Below are 14,076 nucleotides of genomic sequence, written 5' to 3'. Positions count from 1 at the left end.
GGCCATGCCAGCCTGAGAATCATTGTCGTAAAGCGGCGCAACTGTCGTGTGGGGGATGGTTTGGCGTTTGAAATTTGCCGGTGTCGCACCAGATAGGTGCGGCGGTCACGGTGCCGGCGCTATCGGGAGCAAGCCCCCTCCCACAGGTTGACTGGCGCTCGGCATGACAACGCGGTCAAGTGTGGGAGGGGGCTTGCTCCCGATAGCGCCCGCCCAGACGCCGAATACCCCCGTGTAAACCCCGCATAAACCCACTCTTTACGCCATCTTTACGCCCCGTCCACCCCCTCGCTCTCGTTCCTTTACGCCACTCCTGCGGACAATTGCCCCACACGCGGCACTCGCCGCTAAACGGAGAGACTTCCATGAGCGTTCTGGACGGGGTGTCACTGCTATTGGCCGTGGCGCTGTTCATTTATCTGCTGGTTGCGCTGTTACGCGCGGATCGGAACTAGGAGCTGGCCATGCACAGTTATGACTATTGGCTGATCATTGCCTTCTTTGCCGTGGTACTGGTGCCGGCGCCGTTCCTGGGGCGGTTCTACTACAAGGTGATGGAAGGCCAGCGCACGTGGCTCAGCCCGGTGCTGGGGCCTGTCGAAAAAGCCTGTTATCGCCTGTCGGGGGTGGATGAACATCAGGAACAAAGCTGGCAGAAATACATGCTGGCCTTGCTCGCGTTCAACCTCGCGGGCTTTTTGCTGTTGTTCGCGATCCTGCTGTTCCAGGACTATCTCCCACTGAACCCGCAGAAATTGCCGGGCCAGGAATGGACCCTGGCCTTCAATACCGCGGTCAGTTTCATGACCAACACCAACTGGCAGTCCTACAGCGGTGAGGCGTCCCTGAGCTACCTCAGCCAGATGGCTGGCCTGACCGTGCAGAACTTCGTCAGTGCGGCCACCGGCCTGGCCGTCCTGGTCGCGCTGTGCCGTGGGATCGGGCGAAAATCCGCCAGGACCCTGGGTAACTTCTGGGTCGACATGACCCGCGCCACGCTCTACGGCCTGCTGCCGTTGTGCCTGGTGCTGGCGCTGTTCCTGGTGTGGCAGGGCGTACCGCAAACCTTCGCGCACTATGTGGATGCCGTGACCCTGCAAGGCGTGGATCAAGTGATCCCCCTGGGCCCGGCAGCCAGCCAGATTGCGATCAAGCAACTGGGCACCAACGGCGGCGGCTTCTTCGGCGTCAACTCGGCGCACCCGTTTGAAGACCCGACCGCCTGGGCCAACCTGTTCGAAGTGGCTTCGATCATCCTGATCCCGGTGGCGTTGGTATTCACCTTCGGCCACTACGTGAAAGACCTGCGCCAGAGCCGCGCGATCCTTGGCTGCATGCTGGCGCTGTTCCTGATCGGCGGCGCCACTTCCCTGTGGTCCGAATACCAGCCCAACCCGACCTTGAACAACCCGGCCGTCGAGCAGACCGCACCGCTGGAAGGCAAGGAAGCGCGCTTCGGCACCACCGGCACGGTGTTGTGGTCGGTGACCACCACGGCGGCGTCCAACGGTTCGGTCAACGGCATGCAAGACAGCCTCAACCCCCTCAGTGGGATGGTGGCGCTGGTCAACATGATGGTCGGCGAAGTGATCTTCGGCGGCGTCGGCGCCGGTATGTACGGCATGTTGCTCAACGTGTTGATCGCGGTGTTCCTGGCCGGCCTGATGATCGGGCGCACCCCGGAATACCTGGGCAAGAAACTCCAGGCCAAGGAAGTGCAGCTGCTGGTCGTGACCCTGTTGGTGATGCCGGTGGGCGTGCTGGTACTGGGTGCCATCGCCGCGAGCCTGCCCGGCCCAGCCGGCGCGATCAGTAACCCTGGCCCTCATGGTTTCAGCCAGTTGCTGTACGCCTACACCTCGGCCAGCGCCAACAACGGCTCGGCGTTCGGCGGTTTCAGTGCCAACACGCCGTTCCACAACCTGATGCTGGGCCTGGGCATGTTGATCGGCCGCTTCGGCTACATCCTCCCGGTACTGGCCCTGGCCGGCAGCCTGGCGATGAAGAAGACCGCACCGATTGGCCAGAACAGCTTCCCGACCCATGGTCCGCTGTTCGTGACCCTGTTGACCGTGACTATTTTGCTGGTGGGCGGCCTGACTTTCCTGCCGACGCTGGCGCTGGGGCCCATCGCTGAACACTTGAGCATGGGCTTCTAAAAAGGGGATATGAACATGAATATGCCTGCAAAAAACGCGGCCCCGGTCAAAACCCAGGAACCCGCCAAAACCGCCGTCTCTGCCCTGTGGCGCCCGGCGCTGGTCCAGGCGTTCGTCAAGCTGGACCCGCGCCAGCTGCAACGCTCGCCGGTGATGCTGGTGGTCGAGCTGACCGCCATCCTCACCACCGTGCTGTGCTTTGTGCCCGACACCGCCGTACCGACGTATGTGGCCGTGCAAATCGCCGTGTGGCTGTGGTTCACCGTGCTGTTCGCCAACTTCGCCGAAGCCTTGGCCGAAGGACGCGGCAAGGCCCGTGCCGACAGCCTCAAGGCCGGCAGCGAAGGCCTGAGCGCGCGGCGTAAGGAAGCCGATGGCAGCTTCAAGGTCGTGCCGGCCACCAGTCTGCGTAAAGGTGATGTGGTGCGTGTGGCCGCCGGGGAAATGATTCCCGGCGACGGCGAGGTCGTCGAAGGCATCGCAGCGGTCAACGAAGCGGCGATCACCGGTGAGTCCGCGCCGGTGATCCGCGAGTCCGGCGGCGATCGCTCGGCCGTCACCGGCAACACGCGGCTGGTGTCGGACTGGCTGCTGATCCGCATCACCGCCAACCCCGGCGAGTCCACCCTGGACCGCATGATCGCCCTGGTCGAAGGCGCCAAGCGTCAGAAAACTCCCAACGAAGTCGCGCTGGATATCCTGCTGATTGGCCTGACCCTGATCTTCCTGCTGGTGGTCGTGACCTTGCAGCCCTTCGCCCACTTCGCCAACGGCAGCTTGCCGCTGGTGTTTTTGGTCGCACTGCTGGTGACGCTGATTCCTACCACCATCGGCGGCTTGTTGTCGGCCATCGGTATTGCCGGCATGGACCGCCTGGTGCGCCTCAATGTGATCGCGAAGTCCGGTCGTGCCGTGGAGGCGGCCGGTGACGTGCATGTGTTGCTGCTGGACAAGACCGGCACCATCACTTTTGGTAACCGTCGGTGTGCGGCGGTGGTTGCGGCGCCTGGCGTCAGCGGCAAGGAAGTGGCCGAAGGTGCGTTGTTTGCTTCTTTGGCCGATGACACGGCAGAAGGCAAATCCATCGTCGAATACCTGCGGGCTCTGCACCCGCAGGCCGAGCCATCCCTGGATGAACTGACCGCGGTACCGTTCAGCGCCGAGACCCGCTTGTCCGGTGTCGACTACCAGGGCCGCGTGTTCCGCAAAGGCGCAGTGGATTCGTTGCTGGCGTTTATCGGCCAGCCACGCGGCGACCTGCAACCGGCATTGGCGCGGGAAATCGACAAGATCGCCCAGAGCGGCGGCACGCCCTTGCTGGTGTGTGCCGACGGCAAATTGCTCGGTGCGATCCACCTCAAGGACGTGGTCAAGCCCGGTATCCGCGAACGTTTCGCCGAGCTGCGCAAGCTGGGGATTCGCACGGTGATGGTCACCGGTGACAACCCGCTGACGGCCGCTGCGATCGCTGCCGAAGCCGGTGTGGATGACGTGCTGGCCGAAGCGACCCCGGAGAAAAAACTCGCGCGCATCCGTCACGAGCAAAACGACGGCCGTCTGGTGGCGATGTGCGGCGACGGTGCCAACGACGCCCCGGCACTCGCCCAGGCGGACGTCGGCATGGCGATGAACGACGGCACCCAGGCCGCCCGCGAGGCCGCCAATATGGTCGACCTCGACAGCGACCCCACCAAGCTGCTGGACGTGGTGCAGATCGGCAAGGAGTTGCTGGTGACCCGTGGTGCGTTGACCACCTTTTCCATCGCCAACGACGTGGCCAAGTACTTCGCGATCCTGCCGGCGTTGTTCGCCTCGATCTACCCGCAGTTGGGCGTGCTCAACGTGATGCACTTGCAGAGCCCCCAGAGCGCGATTCTCTCGGCCATCGTGTTCAACGCGCTGATCATCGTGGTGCTGATTCCCCTGGCGCTGCGCGGTGTGCGTGTGCAGGCCGCGAGTGCGGCGGCGTTGCTGCGGCGCAACCTGCTGATCTATGGCCTGGGCGGGTTGCTGGTTCCGTTCGTGGGCATCAAGGCGATCGACATGCTGCTGACCGCGCTGCACCTGGTGTGACCCGATGCCTGTGGGCACCACCCCGGTGCCCACAGGTTGCAAAGACCGAATTGAGGAATTTGAAATGTCCAACATAATCCGCCCGGCCCTGAGCCTGCTGGTGCTCATGACCCTGATCACCGGCGTGGCCTACCCACTGGTGGTGACCGGTGTCGCCCAAGTCGCCTTCCCGGACCAGGCCAACGGCAGCCTGGTGCGCGATGCCGGCGGCAAAGTGCGTGGCTCCAGCCTGATCGCCCAGGACTTTACCGGTGACAGCTGGTTCCATCCGCGCCCTTCGGCGGGTGCCTTTGCGACGGTTTCCAGCAGCGCCAGTAACCTCGGCCCCAGCAACCCGGCCTTGGCCACCCGCGTGTTCGATGACGCGAACAAACAGTTGGTGCCCGGCCAGGGCCCGGTGCCTTTGGTGTCGCTGACTACCTCCGGCAGCGGTCTTGATCCACACTTGCCACCCCAGGCGATTGCCTATCAACTGGCACGGGTGGCTGCCGCGCGAAATGTGCCGGTATCGACCCTGCAACGGTTGATGGATGAACATATCGAAAGCCCGCTGGTGGGGCCGCCAGTGGTGAATGTGCTGGCGCTGAACATGGCGTTGGAAAAGCTGTAACCCGATCAATACCTGAAGGACACTGCCCGCATGAGCGACTCCGGCCGCGCCGATGCCCTGCTAGCCGATCTACCCCGGGACGGCCGTGGCCGGCTCAAAGTTTTCCTCGGCGCTGCGCCGGGTGTGGGCAAGACCTACGCCATGCTCCAGGCTGCCCACACCCAACTGCGCCAGGGCGTCAAACTGATCGCCGGCGTGGTTGAAACCCACGGCCGAGCCGAGACCGAAGCCTTGCTCAGCGGCCTGCCGCAACAACCGCTGTTGCGCAGCGAATACCGTGGCGTGATGCTCGAAGAAATGGACCTCGACGGCCTGCTCGCCGCCAAGCCCAAGCTGGTGCTGGTGGACGAACTGGCCCACAGCAACGCCCCCGGCAGCCGCCATGAAAAGCGTTGGCAAGACATTCAGGAACTGCTCGCCGCCGGCATCGACGTGTTTACCACGGTCAACGTCCAGCACCTGGAAAGCCTGAATGACCAGGTCCGCGGCATCACCGGTGTGCAGGTTCGCGAAACCTTGCCGGATTGGGTGTTGCAGGAGGCCGACGAACTGCTGTTGATCGACCTGCCGTCCCGCGAACTGCTCGAGCGTCTGCGCGACGGCAAGGTGTATGTGCCGGAGCAGGCCCGCGCCGCCATCGATGCGTTCTTTACCCAGACCAACCTGATGGCCCTGCGCGAGCTGGCGATGCAGACCGCCGCCGCCCATGTCGACGACGATTTGGCCCAGGGTTATCGCCAGCTCGGCCAGGCGGCGCCGGCGGTGCGTGGGCGTTTGTTGGTGGGCGTGGATGGCGATGCGCAGGCCGAACGCCTGGTGCGCCATGCCAGTCGCGTCGCCCAGCGTCGGCATTTGCCGTGGAGCCTGGTGCATATCGACAACGGCCGTGCGCGGGATGAGCAGGCCCGCCTGCGCCTGCAAAACGCCCAGCAACTGGCCGAGCGCCTTGGCGGCGAAGTGGTGCTGCTGCGGGCGGGGGAGGTGGCCAAGACCTTGATCCAGCATGCCGCCGAACGCCGTGCCAGCCTGCTGTTGGTGGGGCAGTCGCGAATGCGTTGGCGGCGTCGCCTGTTCGGTGGCGGTTTGGCGGCGCGCCTGTTGCGTAATGCCCGGGGCTTGGAAATCAACGTCCTCGACAGTGACGATGTGCCCGCAGCCCCACGCCTGCCGGATGTGCGCGGCCTGGTGTGGTTCGATTACGCCTTGGCTGTGGTTGCGACCATCGTCGCCGCCGCTGTGGCCTGGGCCGTGGCAAGCGCGCTGCCGTTGCCCAATATCTCGCTGGTGTTTCTTGCCGCCGTGTTGCTGGTGGCGGTGCGCAGCAGCCTGGGGCCGTCCCTGGTGTGTGCGGCGTTGTCGTTCCTGACCTATGACTTCCTGTTTATCCCGCCGAATTTCTCCTTCGCCATCCAGCGCGAAGAGGACGTGCTGACGCTGTTGTTCTTCCTGCTGATGGCGGCGCTCACCGGCAATCTTGCCGCGCGCCAGCGCCGTCAGTTGCAGGCATTGCGCGACACCCAGGAAGAAACCGGCGAACTGCTCGACCTGTCGCGCAAACTCACCGCCGCCACCGACCGCCAGGCGGTGATCAGTGCCGCCGCCCACCATCTGGAAGGTTGGAGCGACCTGGATCTGTGCCTGGTCAATCGCGACGGCCAGGGTGGCTGGAAGGTCGAGACCGGCGGCCCGCTGACCTTCACCGAAGCCGAGCGTGCTGCGGCCGATTGGGCCTGGCAGCATGACCAGCCGGCAGGCATGGGCACCGGCACCTTGCCGTTCGGGCGCTGGTGGTGGTGGCCGTTGTCGGGCGAAGAAGGCCCGCTCGGGTTGCTCGGCGTCAGTGCCAAGCCGGGCCTGGAATTGAGCGGCCAACGCCGTCGCTTGCTGACCGCCTTGAGCCAGCCTCTGGCCCAGGCCCTGGCGCGGGCACAGTTGGCCCAGGAGCTGGAGTCCGCCCGTTTGCATGGCGAAACCGAGCAACTGCGCAGCGCCTTGCTGGCGTCGGTGTCCCACGATTTGCGCACACCGTTGACTTCCATGCGCGGCAGTATCGACAGCCTGCTGGCGCTCGGCGAAGCCATCCCCCTGGAGGATCGCCGCGAGTTGCTCGAAGGCACCCGCGATGAGGCCGAGCGCCTGGACCGCTATATCCAGAACCTGCTGGACATGACGCGACTGGGCCATGGCGCGCTGAAGCTGGCGCGGGACTGGGTGTCGCCCGGCGATATTGTCGGCAGTGCGCTCGGGCGTTTGCGCGCGGTGTTGGCACCTCTGCAGGTGAGCACCAATGTGCCGGCGGAGTTGCCGTTGCTCTATGTCCATGCTGCGTTGATCGAACAGGCACTGGTCAATGTGCTGGAAAATGCCGCGCGCTTTTCACCGCCCCACGGTCGATTGCAACTGAGCGCCGGCGTCTCGGATAACCGATTGTTTTTCGCCGTGGCGGATGAGGGGCCCGGTATTCCTGAGGATGAGCGGGCGAAGATCTTCGACATGTTCTACACCGCCGCACGCGGTGATCGAGGCGGGCAGGGAACCGGCCTCGGCCTGGCGATCTGCCAGGGCATGGTCGGCGCCCATGGTGGGCATATCAGCGTGGCCGATGGCATTGAGGGGCGCGGTACCTGTATCACGCTGTTCCTGCCATTGCCGACACAGCCTGGCCTGGAAGGCGAGGCGTGAGCTACCCTGTTTTCTCTACGGATGTTGATTGGACGCCATGAGCCAGACCGCGACGATTTTAGTCATTGATGACGAACCGCAGATCCGCAAATTCCTGCGCATCAGCCTGGCCTCCCAGGGCTACAAAGTGATCGAGGCCGGTACCGGCAACGAAGGCCTGGCCCAGGCTGCGTTGAGCAAACCCGACTTGCTGGTGCTCGACCTGGGCCTGCCGGACATGGACGGCCAGCAGGTGTTGCGCGAGTTTCGTGAGTGGTCGACGGTGCCGGTACTGGTGCTGTCGGTGCGGGCCAGCGAAGGGCAGAAGGTTGAAGCCCTTGACGGTGGCGCCAATGATTATGTCACCAAGCCCTTCGGCATCCAGGAGTTTCTGGCCCGCGTGCGCGCCTTGTTGCGCCAGGCGCCGGTGGGCGAGACCCAGGAAGCGGCGTTGCAGTTTGGCCCGTTGACGGTGGACCTGGCCTATCGCCGCGTGCTGCTGGACGGCGCCGAGGTGGCACTGACCCGCAAGGAATACGCGGTGTTGGCACAACTGGCGCGGCATCCGGGACGGGTGATTACCCAACAGCAACTGCTCAAGGACATCTGGGGGCCGACCCACACCGACGACAGTCACTACCTGCGGATTGTGGTGGGGCATCTGCGCCAGAAGCTGGCGGATGATCCGACCCAGCCGAGGTTTATCGTGACCGAGGCGGGAGTGGGGTATCGGTTGTTGAGCGCCTGAGGCGATCTGTCAGCCTCTCTGTGGTTCTGTGGTTCTGTGGTTCTGTGGTTCTGTGGTTCTGTGGTTCTGTGGTTCTGTGGTTCTGTGGTTCTGTGGTTCTGTGGTTCTGTGGTTCTGTGGTTCTGTGGGTTATGTGGATTCTGTGGTGAGCGGGCTTGCCCCGCGCTGGGCTGCGTAGCAGCCCCAAAACCAGGCCCAAAGGAGTACCTGACACTGCGCGTTCCTCATTGAGTGGGGCCGCTGCGCAGCCCAACGCGGGGCAAGCCCGCTCACCACGGCTCTAGCGACACGGCTGTCTCAGCGCTGCTCACTCTCATAGCGATCCAGGGTATCACTGGCAATTTCCCGCCCAAGTGCGATCAACTCCGGCGCCTTGTAGAACTCGAAAAACCGGCACACCCGCTTCGGCACGTTGATCAGTACATCCGGCGGGTAGCCAGCGATCTTGTATTGCGCCAGCGAAGTCTGCATCACCTCGAAACTCTGGTTGATCAGATCCAGCAATGACGCCGGCCCGACGTTATCGATGATGAATGAACCGGTGGCCGACTTCGGCGCCCCCGGCTTTTCCGGTGCGGCGGCAGGTTGCTGGGATTCGGGTTCGGCCGACTCCAGCCACGGATTGATCTCGGCCGCCTGGGCCTGCAAGGCTTCCTGCTCAAGTTTCATCAACTGCTCGGCCTGCTTGCGGCGAAACGGCAGGTGCGAACCCAGTGATTTCGCCAGGCTGTTGAAGCGGCTCTTGAACGCCGGCGGGCGCTGGATCACAGGCAAATGGTAGTGTTTCTGGTTGGTGGCGTTGAGGTTGACCGCGATGATCAAGTCACAATGGCTCGACACCACCGGCACGATCGGCAGCGGGTTGAGCAGGCCGCCGTCCACCAGCATGCGGTTGCCTTGCATCACCGGGGTGAACAGGCTGGGAATCGCTGCCGAGGCGCGCATGGCCTGGTGCAGGCAGCCTTCCTGGAACCAGATTTCCTGTTGGTTGGTCAGGTCGGTGGCAACGGCGGTGTAGGGGATGCGCAGCTCTTCGATATTGATCTCGCCGACGATCTTGCGGATCTGCCCGAAGACCTTTTCGCCACGAATCGCCCCAAGGCGGAAACTCACGTCCACCAGGCGCAGCACGTCGAGGTAGTCGAGGCTTTCAATCCAGTTTCGATACTCGTCCAGTTTGCCGGCGGCGTAGATCCCGCCCACCACGGCACCCATGGAGCAACCGGCGATACAGGCGATGTCGTAGCCGCGCCGTTCGATTTCCTCGATCACCCCGATATGGGCGTAGCCCCGGGCCCCGCCGGAACCCAACACCAAGGCAACACGTTTCTTCATGGTCGATGTCCTTCATAAACGGGGGCCCACAATGCGCCTATTTTGGGGGCCGCTTCAATCTTCGTTGCGCCTGGCAATATTTTTCAAGAATAGCGCCCAGGCTCGGGTATGCTCTGGCAATAGGTACTACCGATTTCAGGCTAAGGACAAGGCACTTTTTCTTGTAGGCAACGTCTACAGCGTACGACTGTTTTTCTTTATTTTGAGGTGTCATCGATGAAAGCCTGGATGTGTGTGCCTGTGATCATGTTGGCCCTGGCGGGTTGTGCCGGGAAAACCGCATACCGCGACAGCTGTGGCTCGCAATTGGATGCCGCCTGGAAAGAACTCGACCTGGCCAAGGCCGAAGGTTTTGCCGGCACCGTCAGCTACTCCAAGGCTTTGTCGTTACTGACGGGCGCCAAGACCCAGCAGCAATTCGAGGCGTTTGAAGGCTGCTCCAACAAGGCCGAAAAAGCGCGGTTCTATATTCGTGAGTCGCGCGCCGGGCGTTAACGTGCAGCGCAGAGTGGGATTTTTCATCTGAGAGTGAGGGCAGGATGTCAGCTTTGGTCGATCAGTTAGTCGCTCAGGTCATTGGCCTGGAAGTAGGGTTACTGAGCTGCCAGGCTCGCCTCGCTGCCGTTACCGATGATGAAGCCCTGCATGATCTGCGCACCACCGTGCGCCGCCTGCGCAGTCTGTTGCGTCCTTTGCGCGGGCTGCCGGGTGTGGAACAGCTTGAATTGGCCGCCGGCACGGTCGGCCAGTTGACGACGCCGCTGCGCGACCGAGAGGTGCTGGCGGCGTATTTGCATCAGCATGGTTATCACGAGGCCGCAGATCGACGCCTGCGCCTGCAACCCGACGCCTATCGCCAGGTGGCGCAAGGCCCGGAAGTTGCGCATCTGCTGCTGATCCTTGATGCATTCCCGCGCTTTATCCGCGCCTCGGAGCACCAGAAATTGCTCAAGGGTTTGCGACCGCGCATCGAGAAGCGCCTGGCCAGGCAATGGCAGAAACTCGATCAAGCGCTGAAAGATCCAGACCATGATCGCCACCGTTTGCGCTTGTTGATCAAGCGTGTGCGCTATGCCGCCGAGGCTTACCCCCAGCTGGATAAGTTGCCCGCCAATGCCCTGCCACGCCTGAAGAAAGCCCAAGCGGCACTGGGTGATTGGCATGACTGCTGGCAATGGTTGGCCCAGGCCGAACATCAAGCCGATCTGCAGCCCTGTGTTGCGATATGGCATCGCACCATGGCCAAGGCCGAAGGGCAGGCGGATCGCGTGCTGGACAAACTCAGCGCGGATTGTTTCTAAATCGGTCCGGCTTTTGGCCGGAATAAGCGCTGTACCTTGGCTGCTCGCTGGTTAAGATCGCACATCCGTTTTTTTTGATGTGAGGTCGCCATGCGCTTTAGTGATTTGCTCGACGCCGCCCGAAGCAACCCGCTGGATGTCACCATTCCCGCTGAATGGGCCCAGGGCCGTACCACGTTCGGTGGCCTGGTTGCTGCGTTGCAATACGAAGCCTTGCGCGCCCAGGTGCCGACGGACCGCCCATTGCGCTCGCTCGCGATCACCTTCGTTGGCCCGGTCGCGCCCGATGTACCCGCCAGCTATCAAGTCGAAGTGTTGCGTGAAGGCAAGGCGGTCAGCCAGTTGCTCGGCCGCGTCGTGCAGAACGGTGACGTGGCGACCCTGGTACAGGCCAGTTTTGGCGCATCCCGCGAGTCGGAAATCGATGTGGCGAGCGAACCGCCGCCGACGTTCAAGCACTGGGATGAGTGCCAGGAACTGCCCTATATCAAAGGCGTCACGCCTGAATTCATGCGCCACCTGGCGATGCGTTGGAGCGTTGGCGGTTTGCCGTTTACCGGGAATAAATCCCGCGAGATGGGCGGTTGGGTTCGCTTGCGCGGGGATGTGAAGGAGGAACCGCTGACCGAAGCGCATATCCTCGCCCTGGTCGACGCCTGGCCACCGGCGTTACTGCCGCACCTGAAAAAGCCCGCTCCGGGCAGCACACTGACCTGGACCATCGAATTCATCCAGCCCTTGCAGGAGTTGACGACCCTGGACTGGTGCCAGTACTACGTCAGCATCGAACATGCGCGCGACGGCTACGGTCACGCCGCCGCCGCGCTGTGGAGCCCAACCGGCGCGTTGATCGCCCTCAGCCGCCAGACCGTGGTGGTCTTCGCCTGATCGTCAGTGGCGGTGGCGCAGCCGCCAGGCACGCCACCAGCCACCGCTCAACACAAAGCGCGGGAACGTCAGGAACTGCTCGACCACCAGGCGCTGTACTGCGTCTTTACGATCACTGAACGGCTCACCGGCCTCGGCTTCCAGGCTATGGCCATGACGCTGCAACGCCAGGCCAGCGAGGATGCCGACTACGCCAATGGCGAAACTGGCCAGGCTCAGGCTGAACACTCCGGACACAATCAACAGAAACCCGATGATAAACAGCGGCACGGCAATCAGGTGCAACGCCAGGTTGGTCGGGTGCTGATGGTTTTGCGGGTAGTTACGCCATTGCCAGGCGGGGAGATTGGGATGACGTTTGCCCATGATGGTGAACCCTCTGTCCGTTGAAATAACATGGGGAGAGTTTAGGTGGGGGTGGGCGGGTGGGCGAATTGGGGTTGGCTATGGGGTCTATAGACTTAGCAGGAAATACTAGGTATCGACTAGCAGTCCAGTATTCAACTCTTCTGAGAGGGCACCCACGTAAAGTAAATAAATGAATGTCGCACTTCTAAACCCATTACCTATGAATATATTCGTAAACACCGTTTTGCTGGATCTCTTCCAAGCTCATTTTCTGAATGGTTTTGTTTAGTAAAGACAAGTGTTCTGAGTGGCAAATGAGCTGGGCGACCCCATGTGTTTCTGCATCATAGAACCTGAAGGAAATAGAGTTTCCGTCAGAAAGGATTAATTTGAAGTCGTCAGTTTTTGAGATGTTCGTGAGAGTGCTTAGGTTGTGCCATAGGTGTTCAAGATTGCTTTCATTTTTTTGCATAAGTGTTACAGAAGTTTGGTAGCATGCCATGCAGTCAGGATTAATCTGAAGTGGGTTGCAATCTAAGTTGATTATCTGGGAGTAGACGTTGGTGAATTCATTTTTTCTTAAAATATCTCTTGGATTTGATTTTTTATAAAAGTTCTTTTGTAAAATGTATTCTTCGCTTTTGCTATAGCAAGGCGATAGATGTGTATGCCACTGTACAATTTTTGGCCATTTTTCTGTAATTCTTGAGCTAAACTCACACCAGGTTTTCCACACACCTGCATAATCTTGGTTAAGCAGTGTTACCGTTATATAGTTGTCGTCGTGGCTAGGATGTAGTTGATCCCACGGATGGATGCCTATTTGTCTGATGAATACTGTTTCCATTTTTTATCTCTTGAAGTATGAGTGATTGTCTGTGTCGTTTTTTAACGGTATTGATTGTCCGTTGATTCTGATCTCCGTGTTGAAGTGTGGACCAAGGTTACCTTTTTTATGACCAAGTGAGTGCTCCCTGATTTCTATTTGGCGTTCCTGTAGTTTGAATGTGTACACTCTACCCTCCGTGTATTGCTCCTGATCAGTGATCTTAACTCTGCGTATTAGTGTCGGGTGTTGAGTCTTTGGGATTTCGCCTATTGCTTTTGCTCTTTTGAAAGCACCATTTCTAGATAGTTTACTATCGGCCCCTTTAGGTAGTTCTACATCTCCCTCGTGAACTTTTGCATGTTTCTCGGGGGCATCAGCGCCGTTTGTCGGTTTACATCCATTTTCACCAGGACAAGTACTTAAGCCTAACGGATCTACCCAGCCGGTGGGATTGGGCACGTACTGGTACGCGTTGATCCCACCCGCCAACTTCACCGGATCAGGCGTCAGGTAACACCCAATATCCGGATTGTAGTAGCGATGGCGGTTGTAGTGCAGTCCGCTTTCCTGATCGAAGTACTGACCCTGGAAACGCAGCGGGTTGTCGATTGTGCCTTTGTCGAGTCGGCTGATCTGGCCGTAGGCGCGGTAGTGCGCGGACCAGACGATGGCGCCGTCTGGAGAGGTGAGTTCTTGCGGCGTGCCGAGGTGGTCGAGTTGGTAGTGAAAGGCTTTGGTGTCTTGTGGACCAAAGCCATCCAGTAGGACCAGCGGACGGAAACTGTCGGGCTCATAGAGATAGCTGCGATGGCGATCCGCATGGTGTTCGGCAATCAGCCTGTCGCCTTGCCAGAAAAACTCCGTCGTTAGGCCGTCCACGGTTTTGCTGATGCGCCGCCCAAACGGGTCGTAGCGGTAACTGGCGGTTTGGCCGTTGGGTTGGGTGATGCCGATCAGCCGATGCTGGCAGTCGTAGCGATATTCGGTAATCAGCGCGTGCCCACGGCCCCGCCGTTCACGGATCAGGTTCCCGAAGGCGTCATAGTCGTAGTGGCGGTCGCCCTGGATCATCAGGCGGTTGCCGGCGACGATGTCGGGGCCGGGGCGGTCTTGCATCAGCAGGT

The 14,076-nt window shown here is 61.1% G+C and carries 13 protein-coding genes; 9 read left to right on the top strand and 4 right to left on the bottom strand.

Going from position 1 to position 14,076, the window contains the following annotated elements:
• Positions 1 to 365: 365 nt before the first annotated feature.
• The 6 genes from kdpF (at position 366) to BFQ01_RS29620 (ending at position 8,251) form a co-directional block, all read left to right on the top strand.
• A complete protein-coding gene (gene kdpF / locus BFQ01_RS29645; RefSeq protein ID WP_003218754.1) occupies positions 366 to 455 on the top strand; it encodes a K(+)-transporting ATPase subunit F in 90 nt (29 codons plus the stop codon).
• Positions 456 to 464: 9 nt separating this feature from the next.
• Positions 465 to 2,159, top strand: coding sequence for a potassium-transporting ATPase subunit KdpA (kdpA, locus tag BFQ01_RS29640; protein WP_065928096.1), 1,695 nt, complete (start codon positions 465 to 467; stop codon positions 2,157 to 2,159).
• A 9-nt stretch (positions 2,160 to 2,168) separates the two neighbouring features.
• Positions 2,169 to 4,232, top strand: a complete 2,064-nt coding sequence (gene kdpB / locus BFQ01_RS29635; RefSeq protein WP_065928095.1) for a potassium-transporting ATPase subunit KdpB — start codon at positions 2,169 to 2,171, stop codon at positions 4,230 to 4,232.
• A gap of 64 nt (positions 4,233 to 4,296) precedes the next feature.
• Entirely contained in the window at positions 4,297 to 4,842 is a 546-nt protein-coding gene (gene kdpC / locus BFQ01_RS29630) for a potassium-transporting ATPase subunit KdpC (protein ID WP_065928287.1), read from the top strand.
• Between the two features lie 30 nt (positions 4,843 to 4,872).
• Positions 4,873 to 7,524 carry a sensor histidine kinase gene (locus BFQ01_RS29625; RefSeq protein WP_065928094.1) on the top strand — a complete coding sequence of 884 codons (2,652 nt, stop codon included), beginning with the start codon at positions 4,873 to 4,875 and terminating at the stop codon, positions 7,522 to 7,524.
• Positions 7,525 to 7,561: 37 nt separating this feature from the next.
• Entirely contained in the window at positions 7,562 to 8,251 is a 690-nt protein-coding gene (locus BFQ01_RS29620; RefSeq protein WP_027604142.1) for a response regulator, read from the top strand.
• A gap of 297 nt (positions 8,252 to 8,548) precedes the next feature.
• Here the strand turns inward: BFQ01_RS29620 and BFQ01_RS29615 are convergent, their stop codons facing one another.
• Positions 8,549 to 9,586 carry a patatin-like phospholipase family protein gene (locus BFQ01_RS29615; RefSeq protein ID WP_003172684.1) on the bottom strand — a complete coding sequence of 346 codons (1,038 nt, stop codon included), beginning with the start codon at positions 9,584 to 9,586 and terminating at the stop codon, positions 8,549 to 8,551.
• A 216-nt stretch (positions 9,587 to 9,802) separates the two neighbouring features.
• Here BFQ01_RS29615 and BFQ01_RS29610 point away from each other — a divergent pair, with 216 nt between their 5' ends.
• The 3 genes from BFQ01_RS29610 to BFQ01_RS29600 all read left to right on the top strand — a co-directional run bounded on the left by BFQ01_RS29610 (position 9,803) and on the right by BFQ01_RS29600 (position 11,775).
• Positions 9,803 to 10,081, top strand: a complete 279-nt coding sequence (locus BFQ01_RS29610; RefSeq protein WP_003172685.1) for a hypothetical protein — start codon at positions 9,803 to 9,805, stop codon at positions 10,079 to 10,081.
• Positions 10,082 to 10,125: 44 nt separating this feature from the next.
• Positions 10,126 to 10,887 carry a CHAD domain-containing protein gene (locus BFQ01_RS29605; protein WP_065928093.1) on the top strand — a complete coding sequence of 254 codons (762 nt, stop codon included), beginning with the start codon at positions 10,126 to 10,128 and terminating at the stop codon, positions 10,885 to 10,887.
• Positions 10,888 to 10,977: 90 nt separating this feature from the next.
• A complete protein-coding gene (locus tag BFQ01_RS29600; RefSeq protein WP_065928092.1) occupies positions 10,978 to 11,775 on the top strand; it encodes an acyl-CoA thioesterase in 798 nt (265 codons plus the stop codon).
• Positions 11,776 to 11,778: 3 nt separating this feature from the next.
• Here BFQ01_RS29600 and BFQ01_RS29595 read toward each other — a convergent pair whose 3' ends face one another.
• The 3 genes from BFQ01_RS29595 to BFQ01_RS33140 form a co-directional block, all read right to left on the bottom strand.
• Complete coding sequence (locus BFQ01_RS29595) at positions 11,779 to 12,141, bottom strand: Mpo1-like protein (protein ID WP_027604139.1); 363 nt, start codon at positions 12,139 to 12,141, stop codon at positions 11,779 to 11,781.
• A gap of 196 nt (positions 12,142 to 12,337) precedes the next feature.
• The gene (locus BFQ01_RS32530; protein ID WP_141691326.1) at positions 12,338 to 12,970 is read right to left on the bottom strand and encodes a hypothetical protein; all 633 of its coding nucleotides are present in this window, start codon (positions 12,968 to 12,970) and stop codon (positions 12,338 to 12,340) included.
• A 3-nt stretch (positions 12,971 to 12,973) separates the two neighbouring features.
• Positions 12,974 to 14,076, bottom strand: a 1,103-nt coding sequence (locus BFQ01_RS33140; RefSeq protein ID WP_256097798.1) for an RHS repeat-associated core domain-containing protein, incomplete at its 5' end; no start/stop codon positions are given.

The organism is Pseudomonas sp. 8 R 14 (genome assembly GCF_900005955.1).
Classification (GTDB): Bacteria; Pseudomonadota; Gammaproteobacteria; order Pseudomonadales; family Pseudomonadaceae; genus Aquipseudomonas; species Aquipseudomonas marginalis.
The sequence above is the reverse complement of the archived record's forward strand: the minus strand, read 5'-3'. Positions and strand labels throughout refer to the sequence as shown.